This is a genomic window from Bifidobacterium amazonense, assembly GCF_018555435.2.
GTDB classification, from domain to species: domain Bacteria; phylum Actinomycetota; class Actinomycetes; order Actinomycetales; family Bifidobacteriaceae; genus Bifidobacterium; species Bifidobacterium amazonense.
The window spans coordinates 47003-70600 of the sequence record NZ_JAFEJT020000003.1 but is presented as its reverse complement, the minus strand read 5'-3'; the positions used below and the strand labels follow the sequence as shown (position 1 = coordinate 70600).

18 protein-coding genes are annotated in these 23598 nt (G+C 63.5%); 3 read left to right on the top strand and 15 right to left on the bottom strand.

Going from position 1 to position 23598, the window contains the following annotated elements:
* From JS533_RS01410 to JS533_RS01360, 11 genes are all read right to left on the bottom strand, one after another.
* Window positions 1-993 (bottom strand): DUF6625 family protein, encoded by a 993-nt coding sequence (locus tag JS533_RS01410; protein WP_241512779.1) that lies wholly within the window; start codon window positions 991-993, stop codon window positions 1-3.
* 34 nt (window positions 994-1027) lie between these two features.
* On the bottom strand, window positions 1028-2029 hold the full coding sequence (locus JS533_RS01405; protein WP_241512778.1) for a glycosyltransferase family 2 protein: 1002 nt from the start codon (window positions 2027-2029) through the stop codon (window positions 1028-1030).
* Window positions 2026-3039 (bottom strand): nitroreductase family protein, encoded by a 1014-nt coding sequence (locus JS533_RS01400; RefSeq protein WP_033493135.1) that lies wholly within the window; start codon window positions 3037-3039, stop codon window positions 2026-2028. Before JS533_RS01400 ends, JS533_RS01405 begins: the two co-directional genes overlap by 4 nt.
* Before the next feature lie 48 nt (window positions 3040-3087).
* Window positions 3088-4221 carry a polysaccharide pyruvyl transferase family protein gene (locus tag JS533_RS01395; RefSeq protein WP_033493133.1) on the bottom strand — a complete coding sequence of 378 codons (1134 nt, stop codon included), beginning with the start codon at window positions 4219-4221 and terminating at the stop codon, window positions 3088-3090.
* A 10-nt stretch (window positions 4222-4231) separates the two neighbouring features.
* Window positions 4232-5524, bottom strand: coding sequence for a glycosyltransferase family 4 protein (locus JS533_RS01390; RefSeq protein ID WP_241512777.1), 1293 nt, complete (start codon window positions 5522-5524; stop codon window positions 4232-4234).
* 17 nt (window positions 5525-5541) lie between these two features.
* Window positions 5542-6144, bottom strand: a complete 603-nt coding sequence (locus JS533_RS01385) for a serine acetyltransferase (RefSeq protein ID WP_051923776.1) — start codon at window positions 6142-6144, stop codon at window positions 5542-5544.
* Window positions 6141-7292 carry a hypothetical protein gene (locus JS533_RS01380; protein WP_051923782.1) on the bottom strand — a complete coding sequence of 384 codons (1152 nt, stop codon included), beginning with the start codon at window positions 7290-7292 and terminating at the stop codon, window positions 6141-6143. Before JS533_RS01380 ends, JS533_RS01385 begins: the two co-directional genes overlap by 4 nt.
* 29 nt (window positions 7293-7321) lie before the next feature.
* Window positions 7322-9196, bottom strand: a complete 1875-nt coding sequence (locus JS533_RS01375) for a glycosyltransferase (protein ID WP_238548437.1) — start codon at window positions 9194-9196, stop codon at window positions 7322-7324.
* Entirely contained in the window at window positions 9193-10506 is a 1314-nt protein-coding gene (locus JS533_RS01370) for a glycosyltransferase (protein ID WP_081891999.1), read from the bottom strand. Before JS533_RS01370 ends, JS533_RS01375 begins: the two co-directional genes overlap by 4 nt.
* Window positions 10503-11948, bottom strand: coding sequence for a tyrosine-protein kinase domain-containing protein (locus tag JS533_RS13760; protein ID WP_241512776.1), 1446 nt, complete (start codon window positions 11946-11948; stop codon window positions 10503-10505). Before JS533_RS13760 ends, JS533_RS01370 begins: the two co-directional genes overlap by 4 nt.
* Before the next feature lie 108 nt (window positions 11949-12056).
* The gene (locus JS533_RS01360) at window positions 12057-13610 is read right to left on the bottom strand and encodes a sugar transferase (protein WP_241512775.1); all 1554 of its coding nucleotides are present in this window, start codon (window positions 13608-13610) and stop codon (window positions 12057-12059) included.
* Window positions 13611-13934: 324 nt separating this feature from the next.
* Here JS533_RS01360 and JS533_RS01355 point away from each other — a divergent pair, with 324 nt between their 5' ends.
* The 3 genes from JS533_RS01355 to JS533_RS01345 all read left to right on the top strand — a co-directional run bounded on the left by JS533_RS01355 (window position 13935) and on the right by JS533_RS01345 (window position 18692).
* Window positions 13935-14978 (top strand): LacI family DNA-binding transcriptional regulator, encoded by a 1044-nt coding sequence (locus tag JS533_RS01355; RefSeq protein WP_241512774.1) that lies wholly within the window; start codon window positions 13935-13937, stop codon window positions 14976-14978.
* Between the two features lie 537 nt (window positions 14979-15515).
* The gene (locus JS533_RS01350) at window positions 15516-16853 is read left to right on the top strand and encodes an MFS transporter (RefSeq protein WP_241512773.1); all 1338 of its coding nucleotides are present in this window, start codon (window positions 15516-15518) and stop codon (window positions 16851-16853) included.
* Window positions 16854-17114: 261 nt separating this feature from the next.
* Window positions 17115-18692, top strand: coding sequence for a glycoside hydrolase family 32 protein (locus JS533_RS01345; protein WP_241512772.1), 1578 nt, complete (start codon window positions 17115-17117; stop codon window positions 18690-18692).
* Window positions 18693-18923: 231 nt separating this feature from the next.
* On the opposite strand, the gene JS533_RS01340 is transcribed toward JS533_RS01345, so the two are convergent.
* The 4 genes from JS533_RS01340 to ispG form a co-directional block, all read right to left on the bottom strand.
* Window positions 18924-19715 carry an isoprenyl transferase gene (locus JS533_RS01340; RefSeq protein ID WP_219057842.1) on the bottom strand — a complete coding sequence of 264 codons (792 nt, stop codon included), beginning with the start codon at window positions 19713-19715 and terminating at the stop codon, window positions 18924-18926.
* A gap of 5 nt (window positions 19716-19720) precedes the next feature.
* Complete coding sequence (gene recO, locus JS533_RS01335) at window positions 19721-20509, bottom strand: DNA repair protein RecO (RefSeq protein ID WP_241512771.1); 789 nt, start codon at window positions 20507-20509, stop codon at window positions 19721-19723.
* A 64-nt stretch (window positions 20510-20573) separates the two neighbouring features.
* Window positions 20574-22304: an alpha/beta hydrolase family protein gene (locus JS533_RS01330; protein WP_420838604.1), complete on the bottom strand. Its 1731-nt coding sequence runs from the start codon at window positions 22302-22304 to the stop codon at window positions 20574-20576.
* On the bottom strand, window positions 22301-23536 hold the full coding sequence (gene ispG / locus JS533_RS01325; protein ID WP_241512770.1) for a flavodoxin-dependent (E)-4-hydroxy-3-methylbut-2-enyl-diphosphate synthase: 1236 nt from the start codon (window positions 23534-23536) through the stop codon (window positions 22301-22303). The genes JS533_RS01330 and ispG overlap by 4 nt, the downstream gene beginning before the upstream one ends.
* Between the last annotated feature and the right edge of the window lie 62 nt (window positions 23537-23598).

The window sequence follows — 23598 nt, the reverse complement described above, 5'->3', positions numbered from 1 at the left end:
CTACCCCTTATTCATACGAGCATTGATCACGCCGGCGATGCGACTCTTCCAAAACTTGTATTCGCCGCGGCCGATGTTCACGCGATGTCGCCACATATCGGCCGTGTTTTTCCACGGGATAGACCGGAAGTTTTCTTTGGTCACATGCTCCACCTGCAATGGCTCAAACGAACCAGGTAAGATCTGATACCTGTCCGATTGCATGGGACATGCAACACGCATGTCTCGTCGTTGGAAGTGCATGTACATGAGCTCCTGTTGCATAAAGGTACCGAGTCTCATGAAACTACGTGTGATGTGACCGTGTTCCCAGACGTACACAGCGCGCATGGCAGGCTCTGAAAGGAATGTGCCGAGCTCTGCGTCATAGCGCGTAATGCGGAACGTCTCGCTTTTTGCCACGGTGTTCCCCGAATGGTCACGCATGTAAATCGGGAATCCGTACGTCTGATAGATACGGTTGATGTTGGTCGACAGATAGCTTTCGTCGAAGGTGTAGCCACGCGACGATTCAAGCACCTCGCGATAGATCGGCCGACCGTCCAGATCCAGCATGAACCGACGGTTGTTCTCCTCGGTATTGCGATACAGGGCCAGGTGGCCGACCGGGAAGATCTTGTCGTACGCGTTCAGCAGGTCATCGGTGATAAACCGGCTGAGGTCGCCGAATACGAGGTCGCAGTCACAGTGTCCCCAAAATTCGTAATCTGCCAGATAATCCTTAAAAACATACCCGTACATGGGACGTAAGTCGCATAGTTTGTACGGTTGTTCGATCACCGGGCGGAAGTCGAAGGCGTCCCGCACGCGAGCCTGCATGTCAGCAAACGTCTCATACTGCACATGCACATTGACCGGATAGTCATACTCCGTCCTGTCATCGGTGAAAATTAGCCAGTCAAAATCACTGTTGACAGCACATGAGTTCAAAAACAGCTGGAAATAGTTGGGAAACTTGCCGTAGTACGGCAAAATAATGGCGCAGCGATTCATGTCAATAGTTCCTTGCTTATGAAGATATAGAGAATTACTTGGCTTTCGATTGCATGGCGACGTACAGCTTTGGGCAGTGAGATAAGAAGAAAATTCTCGTTTTCCGTCCAAGGGACAGCGACCGGTCGGCATATACAGGCCGAGCAGTCGCAGCCAATTGCCTGCGGCACCGTTCAATCACTGTTCGATCGGCCTGTTTGCCGAGCAGATCATACAGCACGTCGTACCAGCCCTGCATACGGCAGTATGCGAGCGCCGCAGTATCGGCATAACCGCGTGTTTCCAAGTACTCGCAGCACAGTTCGGCAATTCGGGCCTTGTCGAAGCTGTGCTCGTTCACCGCCGCCGTGGTGATCGAATTGCGGCGGATCCGGTACCGGTACAGCGGCATTGGGTCAAAACGCAATCCATTCATGCGGTCGTACACCCGGCTGAGCACAAAATAGTCTTCGCTGTTGAGTCCTTCGGGGAAACGCACGGCATCCGGCCCGCGGAAAAAACTCGCAGCGAAAAGCTTGTTCCATACTGCGCTGGCCATGCGTTCATAATGGTAGAGGAACGAGCGCAGCGCGTTGTCTCGGCTGAACGTTTTGGCCGGCAACGTGGCATCGATGTGGTTCTGGCTCCCATCATCGAACATTTTCACGGTACCGCACATCGCCACGTCGACATGATGGTCCGTCAGCGACCGCCACAGTCGTTCGATCATGTCCGATTCGATCCAGTCATCGCTGTCCACGAAGGCGACGAGTTCACCACGCATGACATCGAGACCGGCGTTGCGTGCGGACGATAGTCCACCGTTCGCCTTGTGCACGACGCGGATGCGCCCGTCCCGTGCTGCCCATTCGTCGCATCGGCGCGGACAATCATCCGGGGAACCGTCGTCGACAAGGATGACCTCCAGCTCTCGGTAGGTTTGTGCGACGATGCTGGACACGCATTCATCAAGATATTGCTCGACCTTATACACCGGCACGATCACACTGATCAGCGGTTGCGTCCGATCGGCGTTCGCCGTCGCTCCCCCGCTCATGCGATCACCGTGGCGATGTCGGATGCGGTAAATCGCTGCGAATGACAGGTTTTCGATTCCGGCAGGAAATGTCCGACTGCGATGTACATGACGAGGAATTCGCTGTCGAGAAGGTGCAGCAGCCTGCGCGTGGCATCGTCGCGCTTGGCCGGGAGCATGGTGTTGAGAGGGCACGCGGCCAGTCCCGCCTCCTCCAGCGCGAGTAGCAGCGACATGCCAAACAGTCCGCCGTCGACAAATCCTTCGTTGCGCTCGTCCTGGCTCATGAAGGCACGGTTGTCGGCGGTGATGAGCACGAGTGCCGGCGGCATGGCGTAACCGCGGTAGCCTCCCTGCAATGGCATGGCCTTGGCGATCACATCGGGATTGGTGATGACGTGCACGCGGGTCGGCTGACGGTTGCACACGGACGGCGTACGCATGGCGACGTCGATGCATCGCATGATCTCTTCCGCCGACACACGTTCATCGGCGAATTCGCGCAGCGAATGACGGCTTTCAGACAGTTCGCGGAACGTCTTGGACGCATTGTCGGCCTTGTCGGCGGACTTGATGACCAGTATGCCTCCGCGCTTGCCATCGGCCTCGCCGATCATGTTCCAGATGTCGGGGTCGAACAGCGCGCGCACGGCAGACAGGTCCTTGCCGGCCCGCTCATGCTTGACCCGGTATTCGTGCAGAGCGTCGATCGCGGACGCCCACACAGGATTGGCCTGCACGTTGGGATCCATGCTTTTGAGCTGCTTGAGCAGCGGGGCGAACTGTTCCAGCACCGTCCGTCCGAACCCGTAGCGGAAGTGCTCGTGGCTCAGGCCCTTTTCGATCTGATGGGTGAAGAAGATAAGCCGGCTTTCCACCTGCGTCTTGCCGTTCGTGCCGCGACGTGCGTAGTTGCGGCGGAAGCGGCGCATCTGCCGCATTGTCTCATGGTAGAGTTTCAGGTCGGATTCGGCTCCGCGCAGCCATGCGATGACCGGCTCCGGGGTCAGTTTCTTCAACGTGTTCTTCATCGTCGTCTCCTTGCGTCTTGCCGTTCGCCTGTTCGGCGGTTCGGCAGTTCAGCTGTTCAATGCCATTTCGAGGAAATCGGAGCAGCGTCGGCGTTCGACGTCCAGTCGCGGCCGCACCATGCCGTAGTCGACAATGGCATCGCTCCACGCTTCGCCTTCGATGAGGTTGCGGTCGTCCAGTCCGCAGGTCGACAGCAGCGAGCTCATGCGGTCGTCCATGTTGACCTTGCCGTTGCGCTTGCCACGCACCACATGGAACTGCTTTTCGAACAGGATCGAGAACGCAGTGCCGTGGAAGGACGCGGTGAGCACATGCTCAGCGTTTTTGATGAGGCTCAGATAGTGGTTCGGCGCGGCAACCTCCAGCAGGTGGAATCCGTACTTCTTCAGCCCGTACGACTTGTTGCCGGTGAACATCACGTAGACGGGCAGCCCCTTGGACTGCGCATACCGCTGCACAGCCTTTGCCGCGCTGTCGTTCAGTTCGATCGAGTCGATCGCATAGTAGAAGATGTACGGCTCGTCGACCAGTCGCGGCGCGGTGATGTCCGTGTAGTCGTCCTGCTTCAGCAGCAACGTCGGGTCGATGACCTGCGTGACCGGCTTGTCGATGATCGGCATGAGATATTCCTGCGCAGTTCTTTCGCGAACGGAAATCGCGGAATAATCGGCCAACAACTTGCTGTATCGGTCTGCGAGTTCCTTGTCGCCGCGCTTGTCGAGGATATGCCCGCCCATGCTGGACGCATAGGAGATCTTGGGCTTGTCGTATACGAACGACAGGAAGTAGGCGTCGCTGTAGTCCCATGCGTCCATGTTCCAGATCTGGTCGCTGCCGGAGACGAACACGTCATATTGGTTTTCCAGATCGCCCATCTGCGAAAGGTCCTCGTAGAATTTCGGGGTCAGGGACAACGCCGAATGGATAAGCCGGTCAAAGTCGTCGTGGCGACGCTGGATCAGTTTGTGATGGAACAGCGCGTAGGCGTTCTTCAGCACGTCCTTAGGTCCCGACACTTTCTTGTATACGTCGTACAGGTACTGCTGCCTGGGCGTGGAGAAGTCGATGATATCGCACTTATGGCCAAGCTGCTGGATTTTGCGCTGCGTGGCGAATGCCTGCAGGAACGAGCCGTTGTTGTGTGCTGCATGGTAAGTGATCAACGCTACGTTTTTTGTCATGTTCTTATCCTTACTTCTCACATATGGCATGACTGTTCAGTAATGCCGACCATTGGCGAACGATCAAAGCTTTGCTGAATCGATCCGCATCATCCCACGCATGTATCGCATAGCGCACACGGCGTTCCTCATCGTCAATCAGCAGGTCGATGCGGCCGGCCATGTCGGCGATATCGCCGGGGGCAACCAGTTCACCGTTCACACCGTCGGTCACGATCTCGGCGGGGCCGGTTTCGCAGTCGAAGCTGACGATGGGCAGCTTGTGGGCCTTGGCCTCAAGCAGGACCATCGGCAGCCCCTCGAAACGGGAGGTCATGACGAACATGGCGGCCTTGCGGTAGTAGTCGGCCATATTGTCGACGCGGCCGGTGAGGATAAGCTGCTTGCCGAGATTCGCCTGAGTGATCTTCTGCTCGAGCATCGGCCGGTCTTCGCCTTCGCCGAGGATCAGCCACCGCCAGTCGGGATGCTGCGGCAGGACGCGCGCGGCGACGTCCACCAGCATGTCGAAGCCCTTCTGGTAGGTCAGACGGCCGGAGCTGATGATGGTGCGGGAGTCCACGTCGTACACCGGTTCGGGCGTGATCCGCTGCATCGGATTGGGGATGGCGATGACCGGGCACTTGGGATGCGTGTTGCACTCGTACAGCTTCCTGTCCGCTTCGGTGAGCGTGACGATGGCGTCGGCCTTGCGGGCGGCCCAACGACGGGTGAGCTTGCGGTAGGGCACACCGGGATTCTGGTGATAGTTGAAATGCTCCCAGGAGATGACCTTGACGCCGGTGGAACGCTTGAGCGGCAGCGAATACATGTCGAGAATGCCGTCGATGTCGACGAGGATATCGACGCGCTGTTCCTTGACGATGGTTTTCAAGCGCCTGACGGTATCGAAATAGTGCTGGATGCCGTGGGTTACGGTCGGGTAGACCGTGTGGCGGGTAACGCGCGAGTCGATTGGGAAGAACGGCTTCGGGTTCTCTTCAAACAGGCTGATGAAGCTGAGCTTCAAAGGTGGCTGAGTGTACGCTCCCCCAGTCAGACTATGGCTGACAGCCCGTTCTGCAATTCCGGACGCGCTACGCGCGGCATTGTCTGACTCGCTGTCGCTCGTTCCTCGCCTAAAAACACCTCCGGCGTTTTCTTTACGGCTCGGCCCAGCCGAGGGGGCCGAGGCTCCGCCAGCTTCCTGACTGCTTGTCTCAGGCAGCAAGGCTTCAGACACTAGGGCGTTGGCGAGCATGATCGAAACGTTTTCGGTGCCGCCGGAGCGGGTGATGTCGCCGGAGAAGAAGGCGACGTGCACAGACTGCCGAGGACTGGTCATCGGGCGCCTCCTTCCGTTACGGAATACTCTTCATCGGGAACCAGTTCGGGGACGAGATTGTGGCAATAGCCCTGCGTCGCGTTCTCGCGATGGATGATGCGGGCCGGATTGCCGACGACGATGCTGTGGTCGGGCACGTCAAAATTCACGTACGCGTTCGGCGCGATGAGCACATCGTTGCCGATATGGATGCCGCCGACCACGACCGCATTGGAACCGAACCACACGCGATTGCCGATCTGCGGCACGCCGGCGCGACGGCCGCGGTTCTCCTGTCCGATCACCACGCCGGGACTCAGGTTCACGTTGCTGCCGAGCCGGGCCTCGCCGTTCACGATTACCGTACCGCGATGGCCGATGAACAGTCCGGCATCGACATGAGCGCCGTATCCGATCTGGAAACCGGTCTTTTTGGACAGTCTCAGTAACCGGAATCGATACCACACGTGCAGCGGGCCAGTGCGATGAGCCAAGGCCTTGCGCAGCATTGTCGTGTACCGGAAACCTTCCTGGATCATGCGCGTTTTCAGCATGTCCTTGCGCGAGGATGCGGCGGCATAACGGAAGCAGTCGGAACGAATCAGTTCGATGACGTTCATGAGTCGAGTCCTTTCACGAGCAGACGCTCCTCTTGGGTGAGCGGCACTTTCTGGTACCGGTTGAGCACCAGCAGGTGCAGCACGGGGAACGTGGCGGCCTCATGCCGGGTCCACGAACCGAAATCCGGTTCGAAGATGAACGAGCCGAGCGCATAGCCGAGAAACACGCACAATGCGAGGAACAGCGTGGGATCGTTGATCCTGTTGATCTGGCGCAGCAGGTTCACCATGTATGCGGTCACCATGCACTGGAACGCGAAGAACGGCAGATAGTAGGCGCCGCGCATGGCCAGTTCGATCGGAATCATCATGCGGAACGCGTTGATGACGTAATTGACCATGAACAGCGGCAGACCGTCGCCGGGAATGAGGTTCAGAATCAGCGTCGCCGAATCGGCGCTGTCGCCGAACGCGATGTCGTACCCGGCGCGCAGATTCATGATCTGCTGGTATTCGTCCGGCATCATGCTCTGCGAGGCCACCATCATCGCGTAGATCACCGCGAACAGCAGCGCGACGATCACCAGCAGCGAGACGAATCCCAGCTGGCTGCGACTGCGGAAGAACATGAGAATCACGTATACGGCGAAGATCAGCGCGGCGATGAGTATGTAGTACGCGCGGAAAAACGTGCTCTCGTAATACAGCACGCCGCAGCTGAGCAGCATTTTGACCAGCGAATTATTGATCGGCAGCAACAGCACCGCGTACACGGCGAGGAAGAACGAAAACTGGATGATATCCTTGCCGATCGTAAAAATGTAGATGTTGAGCAGGCCGACGGTCGCGAGGATGAACAGCGACTGCAGAAAGTCAGGCGCGTCGGCTCGCAGGATCATCAGCACCACCAATGCGGTGAACACGATGCCCAAACAGATCGACCAATCGACCATGGTTCGCAGATCGGCGAAATTGATGCTGCGAAACAGGTTCGCGGCGATCTCGTAATTGCCGCCCCATGCACGATCGCCTGCGGTGCCGAGCATCATCATGAGCATACGGTTGTTGTCGTAGAAGTACTTTGGCGGCAGCACGTACGCCACCATGATCTTGGCGGCGATCATCACCGGCACGACGAGCGCGAGCAGCGTATTCTTGTTGCGCGTCTCGAGGGCGAGTTTGCGCCGGCGACGCTCCGTGCGAGTCATGCCGCGAATGGCGGCTGGGGTAACGAAGCTCATCGGCGGCTCGTTCCCGTATGGGCGGTCGAATGGACGCTTCCCCGTCCCGAACCGCGTTCCGCCGCGGAACCACGCTCCGCCTTGGCCAGTTCGTCCAGATAGAACCGCTGCAGCCACTCGGCATTGGCCGTGATGTCGAAACCGGTCTTGGTGACCAGTTCCGGACCGCGCCCGCGCTTGGCCGCGTACGCAGCACCATCACCGGTAGCGGTCGCATCGCCCCCGTAATACGATTCCGCCTGCGCGAGGATGCGCTTCGCCCACTCTTCGGGGGCAGCATCCAGCGCCACGACCTGCACGTTGCCGGTGACGTCGCACTGGACCGGCACGCGGTCGGAGATCGTGCACGGTAGACCGGCGGCCTGCGCTTCGATCATGGTGACGGGCAGTCCCTCGAACAGGCTGGGCAGCACGAACGCGTCCATGCCCTGCATGATGCGGTTCACGTCCGAGCGCACGCCGAGGAACCGGACCGCGTCGTCGAGACCAAGCGAGGAGACCTTCTCGCGCATGCGGTTCTTCAGTTCGTCGTTCAGTTCGCCGCCGCCGACCAGCCACAGTTCGCTGTTCGGGCGGATCCTGTGCAGCGCGGCGAAGATGTCGATGAGGAACTCGTGGTTCTTCTGAGGGAAGAACCTGCCGACATGGCCGAGCACAAACGTATCGGAGGCCGCTCCGAATTCGGCGCGCACTTTAGCGGCGACCGCCGGATCGTACCGGTAGAGCGACGTGTCGATGGCGTTGCGCTGCTGGATGACGCGACCGCGGTTCTTCGCGCCGAACAGCCAGTCGCCCGCCTCCTCGCCGCATGCGAACATGTGCGTCACGTAGCGCGGCAGGCGCAGGCGGAAGTATTCGCGGAACACGGACTTCACGTCGAAGCCGACGGGACGGTTGTGTGCGTGGGCGATGCGCACGGGCACGCCGAGCTTGGCCGCCTCGCGCAGACCGAAGTAGCTGCGCTCCTCGAGATTGGAGTGAACGATGCGATACTCGGGATGCGCTTTGAGGAACGCTCGGATCTCCTTCTTGTATCGGCCGAAGTACTGCGGGTACATCGGGCACATGCGGTACACGCGCCCGCCGAGCGCCTCGATCTCGTCCTCGTAGGCGGCCCGGTAGTCGCGGTTGACGAGGAAGTCGTAGGTGACCTTGCTGCGATCCATGTGGCGCAGGTAGTTCATCATCATGGTTTCGGCGCCGCCGCGGTCCATGACGGTGTCGAGCACGAGCACTCGGGTGGGGCTCTGGGCCGCGGAAGGCAAGGAAGACACGGGAGTCGGCGTCGCGGAGGAAGCCTCGGAAGAAGCCTCGGCGACGGCTGAGACGGCGGGATCGACAGCACCGGGCGTCCCCTCGGCCGGCTGGGCAGCACGCACCGGGTCGATGTGCAGCGTGGTTTCCGCGCGCACCACGGATCCGGCCGGAATGTCGCCGCTGATCACGCATCCGGCGCCGATCACGCAGTTGTCGCCGATGCGCGCGCCCTTGAGGATGGTCACGTTGGAGCCGATCCAGCAGTGCGAGCCGATATGCACCGGAGCGGTCGAATACCCCTGTTCCTTGATGGCGAGCGTCGGGTCGGCGAAACGGTGGTTGTGATCGTAGATGCGCACGTTTTCACCGAAGATCGTCTCGCTGCCGATGGTGATGGACTCCATCGCGTGCACGGCGCAGCCGTTGTTGAAGAACACATTGTCGCCGATCACGATGTCGCCGGTGCGTCCACCGTCCGCGCGGTCGCACGTGGCCTGGAAGCCCTTGCGCATGTGGAAGTTGCGCCCCCAGCGCATGTGCCGGCCGTACACGAGCTTGTACAGCGCCTTGAGCAGCAGGCCGGTGAAGTGGTACCAGAGCTTGAACAGGATCATCGCGGGTCCTTTCCGTCGTTCGCAGCATCAGCCTCATCCACAGCGTCGCCGTCAACGGCAACGCCGGCGCCGTCGTTCGCAGCGTCGCCGCCGTCGGCCGTGGTCTCCCCCAGATAATGCGCGCTGATCGTGTCCAGCATCCGGTCCACGGTGAATCGGTCGAGATACGTCTGCCGCACCTGCTGCTTCGGCAGCGGATGGTCGATCAGGTCGACCACCACGCCCGCGCCGATGTCGGGGTTGCCGACCGGGAACAGCATGCCGTTGACCATCGGCTGCACGATCTCGTCGTTGCCGGCCGTGTCGGTCGCGGCTATCTGCACGCCGGCGCGCAGCGCCTCGACCAGCGAATACGGCATGCCCTCGTACAGCGACGTGAGCAGGTACACGTCGAACGCGGCGACGATGTGCTCGGCGTCGGTGCGGTATCCGGCGAAATGCACGCGGTCGCTGATGCCGTGCGCCGCGCAGTAGCGTTTCATCTCGTCCTCGAACGGGCCGTCGCCCACGTACACGACGTGTGTGTCCGGGCGCAGCGCGATCACCCGGCGCACCACGCCGAGCGACGTCATCGGATCCTTCTGCTCGACCAGTCGCGCGGTCACGCCCACCACGGGCGCGCCGTCCGGAATCACGTCGGCCAGGCCCAGCGCCGCAAGCGCTTCGGCGCGTGACGGCACCGGCTCGTCGGCGATGCCGTTGTACACGACCTCGAACTTGTCCGGGCGGTCGACGTGCTTGGCGAGCGCGGCGTCCCGCTCCCCCGACGACACGTTGAACGTCGTGTCGGTGATGCGCCGGCTCATCCAGCGTTCCAGCGCCACGAACACCAAATGCTTGGATCCGCTGAATTCGGGCGCCTGGAACGAGTAGGCGTGCGGCGTGTAGAACACGCGTTTGACGCCGTAGAACCGGCCGCACATGGCCACGGCGGCGCGTCCGATCACGCCGGCCTTGGAGCTGTGGCAGTGGACCACGTCGGGGCGGAATTCGCGCATGACGCGCGCCACGGTCAGCACCGCCCGCATCTCGTGCTTCGGGCTGATGTCGCGCACGAGATCGGAGCACGGGATCATGCGCGCGTGCTTCGACATGCCGGGCAGTGCGGCGCGGTAGTAGTCGTCGATGCGCGACGTGCCGTAGATCACGGTCACGTCGAAGCGTTCCGGGTCGAGTCCGTTGACCAGATCGACCACGTGCCGTCCGCAGCCGCCCATGGCCTCCTGGATGAGCAGCACGCGCGTGCGGCCCGTGTCCCGGCTGGCGTCCCGGCCCGCACGACCAGTGTTTTGGCCCTTGCCCCGGCTCATGACTTGTCCTTGCCGAACGACGGCAGTTCGAGGCCCTTATGGCCCTTCCCCTTGCCGGAGTAGCTGTAATAGTAGTAGTAATCGTCGCCGCCCTTGCGCGCCTGCATCTGGTTGAACACCGAGCCGACCACGGTCACGTCGATCATGGCGAGTTCCTGCACGGCGTCCCTGAGCTGGCGCTTGATGGTGACGCCCTGGCTGGCGACGAGCAGCATGCGCGCGCCGTCCTTGGCGAAGACGGCGGCGTCGTTGGCGACTCGTAGCGGCGTGGTGTCGACGATGATGTGGTCGTACAGTCCGGAGACCTTGTCGAGCAGCGTCTTCATGGCGTTCGAGTTGATGAGGATGCTCGGATTGGTGGTCTGTTCGCCGGCGGGCAGGATGTGCAGGTTCGGCTTCCAGTACTGCTGGATGGCTTCGGACGAAGAGACCTGTCCGGTGAGCAGGTGGCTGAGGCCGACCGTGCCGTCGAGGCCGAGATGCTTGGCGACGGACGGCTTGCGCAGGTCGGTGTCGATGAGCAGCACTTTGGCGCCGTTTTCGGCGAGCGCGGCCGCGAGGTTGACGGCGATGGTGGTTTTGCCTTCGTTGGCGCCGCTGGAGGTGATGACGATCACGTTGGACCGGTTGGTGCGGTCGGGCGAGATGAATGCGAGGTTGAGCGCGAGACGGCGAATGCTTTCGGAGGCACTGCCGGAGGGGTTGGCGACCACGACGGGCTTGTCGGCGCGGAATTCGGGGTCCTTCATGACGGTGCCGAGCACGGGCGCGTCGGCGATGCGCTGCAGGTCGGCCATTTGGCGCAGGCGGTTGTCGAGCACGTCGATGGCCATGCCGACGCAGGCCGCGGCGACCAGCGCGATGAGCGCCATTTTGAACATGAACGACTTGACGTTGGGCGAGCTGGGCGCGCCGGGCGCAACGGCCTCCTTGACGACGGACAGGTTGAGGTAGCTGAGCACGTACGTTTTTTCGGAACTGTACGAATCGTCCGACAGCTGCGTCTTGAGGCTTTCGCCGACCGCGTTGGCGATGTCGGCGGCACGGTTCGCATTGGTGTCCCTTACCGCGATGTTCACGAAGTACGAGGACGTCGTGCTGATGGCGATGCGGGAGGAGAGGTCGGTCACGGTCGTGTCGAGTCCCAGCTGGCTGATGACCGGATCGAGCACGGCCGGAGTGGTGACCAGCGTGGGCAGCGTGCCGAGCATGGAGGTCACGTAGTCGGTTTCGGACTGGATCTGCGTGAAGCCGGGTGCGGATTGATCCTCGGAGTTGCTGCTCACGTTGTGATTGAAGCTGGCGAACATCTGGGTCATGGCCGTGTACTGGGGCGTCTGCTGGCTGACGTAGACGAAGCCGCCTGCCAATACCACGAGCAGCACCGCGAGTTCCGCGACGAGATGCTTCTTCAACGTTTGAAGGATGTCTGCGATGGTCACTTGCTATTCCTTACTGTTGCGTGATGCGTGTTGCATGCGTTCGTGAAAGTCGGTTGGCCCGCCACGGTCCCTTCGGGGCGCGGAGGAGACCGTACGATGCAGCGGTCCTCAGTATGCGCCCCGCTGCATGACGACGGCCGATACGGTGCGCAGCATGAGCACCAGATCGCCGGCGATCGACCAGTTCTGCACGTAGGAGACGTCCAGCCGCTCGCTTTCCTCGGCGGACAGGTCGGAACGTCCGGAAACCTGCCACGGACCGGTGATGCCGGGCTTGACGAGCATGCGCGTCGCGTAGATCTGGTTGTAGCGCGCGTGTTCCTCGGGCAGCGGCGGCCTCGGGCCGACGATGGACATGTCGCCTCTGAGCACGTTGATGAACTGCGGCAGCTCGTCGATGGAGAAGCGGCGGATGAACCTGCCGACGGGCGTGATGCGCGGGTCGTTCTTCATCTTGAAGATGAAGCGGCCCTCCTGGCCGTTCTCCTTGGCGAGCTGGGCCTTGAGCGCGTCGGCGTTGACGACCATGGAGCGGAACTTGATCATGTTGAACGGCTCGCCCCGCAGGCCGATGCGCCGCTGCGTGTAGAACACGGGGCCGCCGTCCGTGAGCTTGATGGCGATGGCCACCGGGATGGTGACGATGGCCGAGACGGCGAGCGCCAGCACGGAGAGCACGATGTCGAAGAGGCGCTTGACGATGCGGGTGTGCGCGGAGTACTGCGGAAGCCTCAGCGTGAGGATGGTGGTGTCCTGGATGGAGCGGATCTGCGTCTCATGGCCGGCCGCGTCGGCGGCGGAGGTGATGAGGGCCACTTCCATGCCCATCGATTCCATGCGCACGGAGAACGTGTTGAACGCGTCGGAGAAGCGGCGCAGCACGTCGCAGACCATCACGGTCTGCACGCCGGCGTCGGCCAGACGGCCGGTGAAATGCGAAGGCGCATAGGCGACCACCTCGACGGGCCGTCCTGCGGCCGCGGCGAAGTCCGCGGGGTCGCATGACAGATCGGCTTCGATGCCGTCGGCTCTCTCATTCCAGCGGATCGGGCACACGACGATGGGGTTGTAGTTGAGCTGCTGGCGCTGCCCGAGGAAACGCAGCGTCTTCCGGATGCCTTCCGGGGAACCGACCACGGCGGTGTCGTAGGCGAACCTGCCTCGCAACCGCAGACGCGCGATGACGGGACGCAGCGCCATGCGTTCGATCATGGTGAGCACGACGCCGAGCACAAGCGCAAGGGTCAATCCGGTCAGAGTCAGTTCGAGGCCGGTGGCGAAGCTGAACGCGCATTGCACGAACCAGCAGATCAGTCCGGCCTTGAGGATCATGACGTTGACCTGGTAGCCGTCGCCCATGACGTGACGATGGTATATGCCGGCGATGCCGAGACTGACCACCCACATGACGGCCGAGCACAGCACGCCGACGGCCATGGGCATGGTCCAGTGCATGCGCACGGCATGGAGATCATGGAGCTGTCCGCCACTCTGAAGCGCCTGCATGGCGGTCATCGCGACGGCGAACATAAGAGCGTCGGCGAACATAAGCACGGCATTCACCGCCGAGCGCCAGGACATGGTATGCTCAAGCCGCTGCTGAGCCGCATCGGCGAACACGTCGATGCTGTCCGTGTATTGAACTGGTTTGTTGGCAGTCACCTCAAACACCTTCCTCTCCCATTCACCATATACCCCGCGCTACCTCAGGAGGAAGGGGCCTATCCATGGTATCGGGAGCCCTACTCGCGCGCGTGATAGCAGCGTGTCGCGACACAAACGCCGTATTGCCATCAATTTCATCCATGATTTTTGTGAATCGAGTCACATTTTCATACCGCTCACGACAGCGTTTGCAATCCAGCACACGACACCCCACGCACGGCACCGCACACATGACACACGTGCGACGCAGTCGCGCCACGATCGGCGCGGCACCCGTGCCGCACCCGCCAAACCGAACATCGCTGGTGTATCGTTTGACCTATGACGACGATGAAGGAAATCGCGAAACAAACCGGCGTTTCGGTATCCACCGTGTCCCTCGTGCTCAACAACCGCGACGAGGGCCGCGTCAAGTCGGAAATCGCCGCGACGATACGTGAGACGGCGGCCCGGCTCGGCTACAAGTCGAATCCGCTGGCACGCTCGCTGCGCACCGGCAAGACGCGCATCCTCGGCTTCGTCAGCGAGCAGATCGCGACCACCCCGTACGCGGGCGGCATCATCCTCGGCGCGCAGGACGCGGCCAGCGCGCTCGGCTACATGCTGCTCACCGTCAACACGGAGGGGCGGGCGAACGAGGACAGCGAGATCGCCGCGCTCAAGCGCTACGGCGTGGACGGCTTCATGTACGCGAAGATGTCCAACCGGTACGCCGACGTGCCGGACGTGCTCAAGGACTATCCGCTGGTGCTCGTGGACGCCACCGACCGGGACGGCGCCTATCCCAGCGTGGAGCCGGACGAGTTCCGCATCGCCCACGACGCCACGTCGCGGCTGGTCCGGGCCGGCTGCGAGCGCATCGCGTACGTCGGCTGCGCGGAGACCATGCTCGCGCAGAACGGCCGCCTGGAGGGCTACCGTCGCGCGCTCGAGGATGCGGGACGCGCGTACGACGATGCGCTTGTGGTCAACGTGCTCAACAACGGGCCGGCACTGCGTGCGGTGAGCGACCTGTTCGACCGGGAGCACCCGGACGGCTTCTTCTGCTTCAACGACGCGCGCGCATGGTACGTGTACGAGTGCGCGGCCCGGCGCGGGCTGGTCGTCGGCCGGGACATCTCGGTGGTCGGCGTGGACAACCACCGCGTGTTCGCCGAGACGTTCTCCCCGCGTCTGACCACGGTCGAGCTGCCGCATTACGAAATGGGCTACTGGGCGACGATGAAGCTCGTCTCGCTCATCGAGCAGCGCGATCTCGCGGACTTCACGCCACCGCAGACCACCGCTCCCCTGCCGCCGCTGGACACGCCGATCCCCGCCAAGATCCACTGCACCCTCATCGAAAAGGAATCCGTCCGCGCCTAAGCCGGCAGAGCCTCGGCACCCCATCGGAATCGCACTGCGCGCGATACTGTGTTGTTGGCGGCCTACGGCCGCGGAGCTCCCTCAGTCGAGCTTCGCTCGACAGCTCCCTCAGTGAGGGACCGAGGCTACCGCCAGCTTCCGAGCGGACCGGGCAGTCCACTACCGGTTTCACCAGATACGTCAGCTTCTGTCTACCCCGCCAGTCGCATAACTACAAACGCTATAAAGCTGGCGGAGCCTTGGCCCCCTCACCGAGGGGGCTGTCAGCCGCAGGCTGACTGGGGGAGCTCTGCGGCGCGAATGCGCCGCTCACAACCCAGTATCGCGCGAAGCGCGATTCCGTTTGATTGGCGACACGCCGAACGTCAAACGATTGACGTAAATCGTTTGACGTCGTATCATCGTAAGCACAACGCGGTTGAACGAGCGGCACGGAAGCCCGCGACGGCAACCGCGCAAGCAAGTCAATCAACAAGACAGGCAATCGACGACGACGCGCGGCAGCGGGGCCGTCGAGGGGAGAAAAGGTTACAGGTTATGGCAGCCAAAACCGCGGCATGGAGGAATCCCTCCTATCTGCAAAGCTCGTTCGGCATCTTCATGTTCTTCTGCTCGTGGGGCGTGTGGTGGTCGTTCTTCCGCATCTGGCTCGAGTCCCTCGGCCTGAGCGGCACCGAGATCGGCACCATCTACTCCATCAACTCCGCCGCGACCATGGTCATCATGTTCGCGTACGGCGCCATCCAGGACCAGCTGGGCATCAAGCGCAACCTGGTGATCGTCATCTCGGTCATCGCCGCGCTCGTCGGCCCGTTCGTCCAGTTCGTCTACCATCCGATGCTCGCCGCCGGCGGCTCCATCCGCTGGGTCGGCGCGCTCATCGGCTCCATCGTCCTGTCGGCCGGCTTCATGGCCGCCTGCTCGCTGCTCGAGGCCGTCACCGAACGATACAGCCGCAAGTTCAACTTCGAATACGGCCAGTCCCGCGCCTGGGGCTCCTTCGGCTACGCGATCGTCGCGCTGTGCGCCGGCTTCATGTTCAACGTCAACCCGATGATCAACTTCTGGGTCGGCTCCGCGTGCGGCCTGGTCATGCTCGGCATCTACGCCTTCTGGGTCCCGGCGGAGCAGAAGGACGAGCTCAGGAAGGCCGCCGACCCGCAGGCCGAGAAGTCCGGCCCGACGTTCAAGGAGATGGTGGGCGTGCTCGGCATGCCGACCCTGTGGGTGCTCATCGTCTTCATGCTGTTCACCAACACCTTCTACGTCGTCTTCGACCAGCAGATGTTCCCGGTCTACTACGCCGGCCTGTTCCCCACCGCGGCCATCGGCAACGCCACCTACGGCACGCTCAACGGCTTCCAGGTCTTCCTCGAATCCGCGATGATGGGCGTCGTGCCGATCATCATGAAGAAGATCGGCGTGCGCAACTCGCTGCTGCTCGGCGCGACCGTGATGTTCCTGCGCATCGGCCTGTGCGGCGTGTTCCACGATCCGGTCACCGTCTCGATCGTCAAGCTGTTCCACTCCATCGAGGTGCCACTGTTCTGCCTGCCGGCGTTCCGCTACTTCACGCTGCACTTCGACACCAAGCTGTCCGCGACGCTGTACATGGTCGGCTTCCAGATCGCATCGCAGGTCGGCCAGATCGTCTTCTCCACCCCGCTGGGCGCGTTCCACGACTACATGAAGGGCCTGCTGCCGAACAACGACATGGGCTCGCGCGTCACCTTCTGGCTGATCTCCGCCATCGTGCTCGCGGCGCTGATCTACGGCTTCTTCGTGATCAAGAAGGACGACCAGGACGTCGGCGGCGACCCGTTCTATACCGATCGCCAGCTGCGCGAGATGTCCGCGGCCGCAACCAAGGCCTGAACAACCAGGCCGGAGGTAACGGCCCGATCAGGCACGATCAAGACTTGGCGTCCGGGTTTGCCCCTTTTTGCCCGGGCGTCAACCAGCGGCGAATCCCGCGTCTTCCCCCTTTTCGGCCGGAGTGCGCACCATAACCCGCGCTCCGGCCGGGCGGGACTCGCCGCTCCCCCACAACCACTCGCAAACCACCTACAATCCAAAGCAACGGCTGTCCACGGACCAGGATCCGCCAGCCGCCACCACAGGAAAGGACACTCAACGATGAGCGCATTCGAACCCACCCTCACCCCGATCCGCGACCACGACGCCGAGCTCGCCAAGGCGGACGCCAGCCTTGCCAAGCTTGCCGAAACCCGCAACGACCGCTGGTACCCGAAGTTCCACATCGCCTCGCAGGCCGGCTGGATCAACGACCCGAACGGTCTGAGCTACTACAAGGGCCGCTGGCACGTCTTCTACCAGCTGCACCCGTACAGCGCCCAGTGGGGACCGATGCACTGGGGCCATGTCTCCTCCGACGACATGGTCACGTGGCGTCGCGAACCGGTCGCGTTCGCCCCGAGCCTCGAGCAGGAGAAGGACGGCGTGTTCTCCGGTTCCGCGGTCATCGGCGACGACGGCAAGCTTCGCTTCTACTACACGGGCCACCGCTGGTGGAACGGCAAGGACAACACCGGCGGCGACTGGCAGGTGCAGATGCTCGCCGAGCCGGACGACGACAATCTGACGCACGAGACCAAGCGCGGCATGCTCATCGACTGCCCGACCGACAAGGTCGACCATCACTTCCGCGATCCGAAGGTGTGGAAGACCGCCGGCAAGTGGTGGATGACGTTCGGCGTCTCCTCGGCCGACAAGCGCGGCCAGATGTGGCTGTACGAGTCCGACGACATGGTCGAGTGGACGTTCAGGACCGTGCTGTTCGAGCACCCGGATCCGAACGTGTTCATGCTCGAATGCCCGGACTTCTTCCCGATCCGTGACGCCGAAGGCAACGAGAAGTGGGTCATCGGCTTCTCCGCGATGGGCGCGAAGAAGCACGGCTTCGAGATCCACAGCACATCGGCCGCCGGCTACATGATCGGCTCGTGGACGCCGGGCGAGGCGTTCGTGCCGGAATCCGACTTCCACCTGTGGGACTGCGGCCACAACTTCTACGCGCCGCAGTCGTTCAACACGGTTCCCGGCGACACCGACGAGGTCGCGGGCTCCGGCCGTCAGATCATGTACGGCTGGATGAGCCCGTTCATCGAGCCGGTCCCGCTGCAGGCCGACGGCTGGTGCGGCCAGCTCACGCTCCCCCGCGAGATCACGCTCGGCTCACGTTGCGGCGACATCCACACCGCGCCGGTGGCCGAGGTCGAGCAGCTGCGCGAGGACACGATCGACTTCGGCGCGATCGAACTGGCCCAGTACGGCGAGAAGGTGCTGCTGGACGACGCCGAGGCCGTGGAGATCGAGATGACGATCGATCTGGACGCGTCGACCGCGGAACGTGCGGGCCTGCGCGTGCATGCGACCGGCGACGGTGCGTACACGGCGATCGGCTTCGACGAGCAGATCGGCCGCGTGGTGGTCGACCGTGCCGCGAACGCCTACGGCGACCGCGGTTATCGCGCCGCGCCGCTCGACGCGGATGAGCTGACCGGCAAGCTGGAGCTGCGCGTGTTCGTGGACCGCGGCTCGGTCGAGGTGTATGTGAACCACGGCCACCAGGTGCTCAGCGCCTACTCCTACGCCTCCGAAGGCCCGCGCGCCGTCAAGCTCGTGGCCGAGGGCGGCTCGCTCAAGGTGGACTCCCTGAAGATCCACCACCTCAAGTCCATCGGACTGGAGTAAGCGCCGCTCTTCTTTCATCCGCTCCCGTCGGGTATCGCCCGGCGGGAGTTTTTTCGTCATCGCTGGAATCGACAAGGCGGAGGTGCGGGATGCATGTTGTTCGACCGTAAGCAGCGGAAGCGTGTGCTAAGCTCTGCGAGCACACGCTGGAGCGAGGCCGAACGGCCTGGAGTGTGTCGAACAACATGCATCCCGCACATCCGCCGACACACCCATAGCGTCAGGATTCGCCTACTTGGTCACCCCGCCGAAGCGCCGGTCGCGGTGGATGTAGTGGTCGATGGAGCGCCACAGCACCTCACGGCCGCAGTCGGGGAACAGTTCGGGCACGAAGTCGAGCTCGGCGTAGGCGGCCTGCCATGGCAGGAAGTTCGACGTGCGCTGCTCGCCCGAGGTGCGGATCACCAGATCGCAGTCGGGCACGTCGGGCAGGTACAGGTGGTCGGCGATCATCTTCTCGGTGACGCGGTCGCCGGAGATGCGCCCGTCGCGCACCTCGCGCGCGATCGCCGCGCACGCGTCCGCGATCTCGGCGCGCCCGCCGTAGTTGATGCAGAACACCACATCGATGACCTTGTTGTTCTTGGTGCGCTCCTGCGCGATCTCCAGCTCGTCGATCACCGACTTCCACAGCTTCGGCCGGCGGCCGGACCAGCGCACGCGCACGCCCCACTCGTCCATTTGAGCCACGCGACGGTGGATGATCTCACGCGAGAAGCCCATCAGGAAGCGCACCTCCTGCGGCGAACGCTTCCAGTTTTCGGTCGAGAACGTATACAGGCTCAGATACCGCACGCCCGCCTCGATCGCGCCGGCGATGGTGTCGAACACTACCGGCTCGGCGGCCTGATGCCCGTTGGTGCGGATCATGCCGCGCTGCTTGGCCCAACGGCCGTTGCCGTCCATGATCACGCCCACATGGCGGGGCACCTTGTTCTTCGGGAAATCGGGGATGATGGACGGGTCGGAAAAGGGCGCCGCCGGAATGTCAAGCGACGTGTAGTCGACGTTCTCAAAAGCCATAGACGCTAATCTAGCAAGCGCAGCGAACGAATCGGCCGCTCCATGTAGTACTCGCTCCACTCCTCCACGAGCCGTCGCGTCGCCGGCAGCAGCGGGCCGGCATTCACGCCGGCGCCCACGTTCGCATCCGTACCGACAGTCCCGGGCATCGCGCCGCCCGATCCCCCGTCCAGCACGTCCCAGTCGCCGCGCACCAGCGCCGCGAACTGCCGCAGCACCGCCGGCTCGGTCCGATGCGCGTCGGGCGTGTGGTCGCGGTCGCACATCACGCCGCCGGACGCCACCGACATCCACGCGGGAGTTCCGACCGGCTCCCCGCACACGACGCACGAGACGAGCCGCGGCGTCCATCCGGCGAGCGCGAGTGCGCGCATCACGTACGAGTCGCCGATCGCCTCGGGCGCGTGCGCGTGTTTGGCGAGCGCGTTGAGCGCGCCGATGAGCAGCCGGTATTGCGCCGGCACGCGCTCGTGTTCGGCCGGCACGAGCCGGTCGATGGTTTCGACGATGACGTTGGCGGCCACGTACGCGTCGTAGTCGGCGACGATGGGCGCGGCGTACGCGGCAACCGATTCGGCCTGGGAGACGACGTCGAGCGAGCGCCCGGAGGCGACGAGCACGTCGACGCGCATGAACGGTTCGAGCCGTGCGCCGAAGCGCGACCTGACCTTGCGCGCGCCTTTGGCGACGGCGCGGATCTTGCCGTGGGAGCGCGTGAGCATGGTGATGATGCGGTCGGCCTCGCCGAGTTTGGCGGTGCGCAGGACGACGGCTTCGTCGCGGTACAGCGGCATGTGCGGCCGGCTCCTTTCGATCGGTGCGGACACGTTCGACTGCGCCCGTCAGCGGACGCGCCCGTCAGTAGACGAACAGCCCCCAGAACGCGAAGAACAGCAGGATGTGCAGCATGGTCGCGGCCGTGATCCAGAACAGCACGCGCCCGAGCCTGGTGGAGGCGAGCACCGGCTCGCGCCCGGAGACCACGTCGCGGATAGAGCCCGCGCGCGGCGGCCATTGCAGGATGCCGCGCAGCGTGGCCACTTCGATGAGCCGCGCGAACACGCCGCTCCACGCCCATACGACAAGCGTGCACACGATCTGGATGACCGGCCAGCTCCATTGCATGATGCCCGGGTCGTCGTCGGGCGCGCTGCCCCAGGCGAGCCGCACCACTCCCATGATGACCTGTCCGAGGCCTGCGGCGAACAGCAGCAGCGTCGCCAGCGTGGTCAGGGTCAGGGTCAGCAGCGCGTTGCCGAATCCGTGCGCGAAGCCGAGCGCGTTGCGTCGGGGCCGGCGGCCCAGCCGCGCGCGCAGCGTGACGATGGCGGCCGCGATCGTCATGATCAGGTCGACGAGCAGCATGACCAGCATCGAGTCGTGCAACGCGAGCCCGTAGATCGTCGCGCCGCGGCGTGCGGTCAGGTCGACGGGCACGGCGATCGACTGGTAGAGCGAGTCGCCGGCGACGCGTTCGCTGGTCTGCGTGAGCCCGGCCACGGTGCCCACGGCCCAGTCGGTCAGGTCGTTCGCGTAGTCGTCGGCGAACGGCGTGCCCGCCTCCTCGTCGCTGCCGAGCCGCATGACGTGGTTGGCGATCGGATAGGCGCGCACGGTCACGTTCGTGTTGCCGGCCTTGCGCGCGAGGTCGAAGATCGTTTCGGTACCTTCGACCTGCGCGGTCATCACGTCCTTCGACCCGTAGGCGACGAACGTGGGAATCGAGTAGGCGGCCGTGTTCGGTATGTCGGCGAGGTCGAAGTTGGTCAGGCCGATCACGGTCGCGTCGGCGCTGAACACGCGGCGCACGATCGACTGGTAGCCGTCGTTGGCGCCGACGAGCGCGAAGTCCTGCGCGGCGAGGAAGCCGAGCGACTGCCGCGGCGTGTACACCATCGGGCTGAGCAGTATCTGGAATGCGATGTCGGGATCGATCCGCAGCAGGTAGGAGGAGATCCACGTCGATTCGCTGGTCGCGTAGATGCCGACCTTGTCGCCGTCCACGTCGTCCAGTCCGCGCAGCAGGTCGACGACCTGGTCGTATGCGGCGGCGGACGCCGGATAGTCGCGCGTCACGTCGTTCGTGGACCAGATCGGCTTGTCGATCACGGCCGTGACGAACCCGGCGGACGCCATGCTGGTCGCCACGTCGCCGAACGAGTCGTCGGGCGTGCCGCCGTGGCCCGCGCCGTGCATGAAGACGACGCCGGGCAGCTTGCCGGACGGCGTTGCGGACGACGTGTCAGTGGTCCGTTCCGGCTCGCGGATGAGCACGCGGATGCGCTGCTTCTCGCCGGTCGCGGGCCGCGTGGCCGTGACGTACGTGGTGCGTTCGGTCACGTCGAAGTCGCCGATCCGATGCAGCGCGACGTGCCTCGGATTGTCGAACGTGACGGCCGTGCCTGCGTCAAGCGAGGCGATCGTCTGTCCGGTCGGCTCGTTGTTCCACGATACGGTCGTTGCGTTGGACACGTAGACGAGGATGCCGAGCAGGATCACGAAGATCGGCACGCGCAGCATGAACCGGCGGCCGCGACTCCATGACGCGGGCCGCTCGTCCGCCGTCGTCCGCCGCTCCCGTTGCGTCATGCGGCGCGGTTCGGATGCTGGATCGGCACGACGACCGGACCGGTGGAGCCGGCCGGCACCTGCCCGTCGGCCTCCATCTGCGCGGCGATGTCGTTGGCGATCGTGAGCAGCGTGTCGACGATCTGGTCCTCGGGCACGGTCTTGATGACCTTGCCCTTGATGAAGATCTGCCCCTTGCCGTTGCCGGAGGCGACGCCGAGATCGGCCTCGCGCGCCTCGCCCGGCCCGTTGACGATGCAGCCCATGACTGCCACGCGGATCGGCGCGGTCACGTCCTTGAGCCCCTCGGTCACGGCGGAGGCGAGCTGGATCACGTCCACCTGCGCACGTCCGCAGCTCGGGCAGGAGATGATGTCGAACTTGCGCGGGCGCAGGCCCATGTATTCGAGCAGCTTGCAGCCGACCTTCACCTCTTCGACCGGCGGCGCGGACAGGGACACGCGGATCGTGTCGCCGATGCCCTCGGCCAGGAGCGCGCCGAACGCAAGGCACGACTTGATGGTGCCCTGCCATGCCGGTCCGGCCTCGGTGACGCCGAGGTGCAGCGGCCAGTCGCCCTTAGATGCGAGCAGACGGTAGGTCTCGACCATCGTGATCACGTCGTGGTGCTTGACGGAGATCTTGAAGTCGTGGAAGCCGACGTCCTCGAACATGTGCGCCTCCTTGAGCGCGGACGCCACGAGCGCCTCCGGGGTGGGGCCGCCGTACTTGGCGTACAGCTCCTTGTCGAGCGAGCCGGCGTTCACGCCGATGCGCAGGGATATGCCCGCGTCGGTGGCCGCCTTGCAGATGTCGGGGCCGACCTGGTCGAACTTGCGGATGTTGCCCGGGTTGACGCGCACGGCCGCGCAGCCCGCGTCGATGGCCTGGAACACGTACTTGGACTGGAAGTGGATGTCGGCGATGATCGGGATCGGCGACTTGCGCACCAGTTCCGGCAGCGCGTCGGCGTCGTCCTGGCTGGGCACGGCGACGCGCACGATGTCGCAGCCGGCGGCGGTCAGCTCGGCGATCTGCTGGAGCGTGGCCGGCACGTTCGCGGTGAGCGTGTTGGTCATCGACTGCACGCTGATGGGCGCTCCCCCGCCGACCGGCACGGGGCCGACCATGATGCGGCGCGACTTGCGGCGCGGATGCAGCGGCGACTCGCTGGTCAGTTCGACCGGGTCGCCGGTCTTGCGGAACGGCTTGGCGACAGGCGGTTCGAGGGTTTCGGCATTCGACGGATTCATGGTGTGGTTCGGTCCCTTACGCGTCTCATAGTTACGGGCCGGCGGCATCCGCACGGCCCGTA

Coding starts and splice junctions, on each gene's coding strand:
- JS533_RS01330 (WP_420838604.1), bottom strand. CDS start 22,304: ATGACGCAACGGGAGCGGCGGACGACGGCGGACGAGCGGCCCGCGTCA.
- JS533_RS01400 (WP_033493135.1), bottom strand. CDS start 3,039: ATGAAGAACACGTTGAAGAAACTGACCCCGGAGCCGGTCATCGCATGG.
- JS533_RS01405 (WP_241512778.1), bottom strand. CDS start 2,029: ATGAGCGGGGGAGCGACGGCGAACGCCGATCGGACGCAACCGCTGATC.
- recO (WP_241512771.1), bottom strand. CDS start 20,509: ATGCCGCTGTACCGCGACGAAGCCGTCGTCCTGCGCACCGCCAAACTC.
- JS533_RS01380 (WP_051923782.1), bottom strand. CDS start 7,292: ATGACTCGCACGGAGCGTCGCCGGCGCAAACTCGCCCTCGAGACGCGC.
- JS533_RS01350 (WP_241512773.1), top strand. CDS start 15,516: ATGGCAGCCAAAACCGCGGCATGGAGGAATCCCTCCTATCTGCAAAGC.
- ispG (WP_241512770.1), bottom strand. CDS start 23,536: ATGAATCCGTCGAATGCCGAAACCCTCGAACCGCCTGTCGCCAAGCCG.
- JS533_RS01370 (WP_081891999.1), bottom strand. CDS start 10,506: ATGAGCCGGGGCAAGGGCCAAAACACTGGTCGTGCGGGCCGGGACGCC.
- JS533_RS01375 (WP_238548437.1), bottom strand. CDS start 9,196: ATGATCCTGTTCAAGCTCTGGTACCACTTCACCGGCCTGCTGCTCAAG.
- JS533_RS01395 (WP_033493133.1), bottom strand. CDS start 4,221: ATGACAAAAAACGTAGCGTTGATCACTTACCATGCAGCACACAACAAC.
- JS533_RS01355 (WP_241512774.1), top strand. CDS start 13,935: ATGACGACGATGAAGGAAATCGCGAAACAAACCGGCGTTTCGGTATCC.
- JS533_RS01410 (WP_241512779.1), bottom strand. CDS start 993: ATGAATCGCTGCGCCATTATTTTGCCGTACTACGGCAAGTTTCCCAAC.
- JS533_RS01340 (WP_219057842.1), bottom strand. CDS start 19,715: ATGGCTTTTGAGAACGTCGACTACACGTCGCTTGACATTCCGGCGGCG.
- JS533_RS01385 (WP_051923776.1), bottom strand. CDS start 6,144: ATGAACGTCATCGAACTGATTCGTTCCGACTGCTTCCGTTATGCCGCC.
- JS533_RS01345 (WP_241512772.1), top strand. CDS start 17,115: ATGAGCGCATTCGAACCCACCCTCACCCCGATCCGCGACCACGACGCC.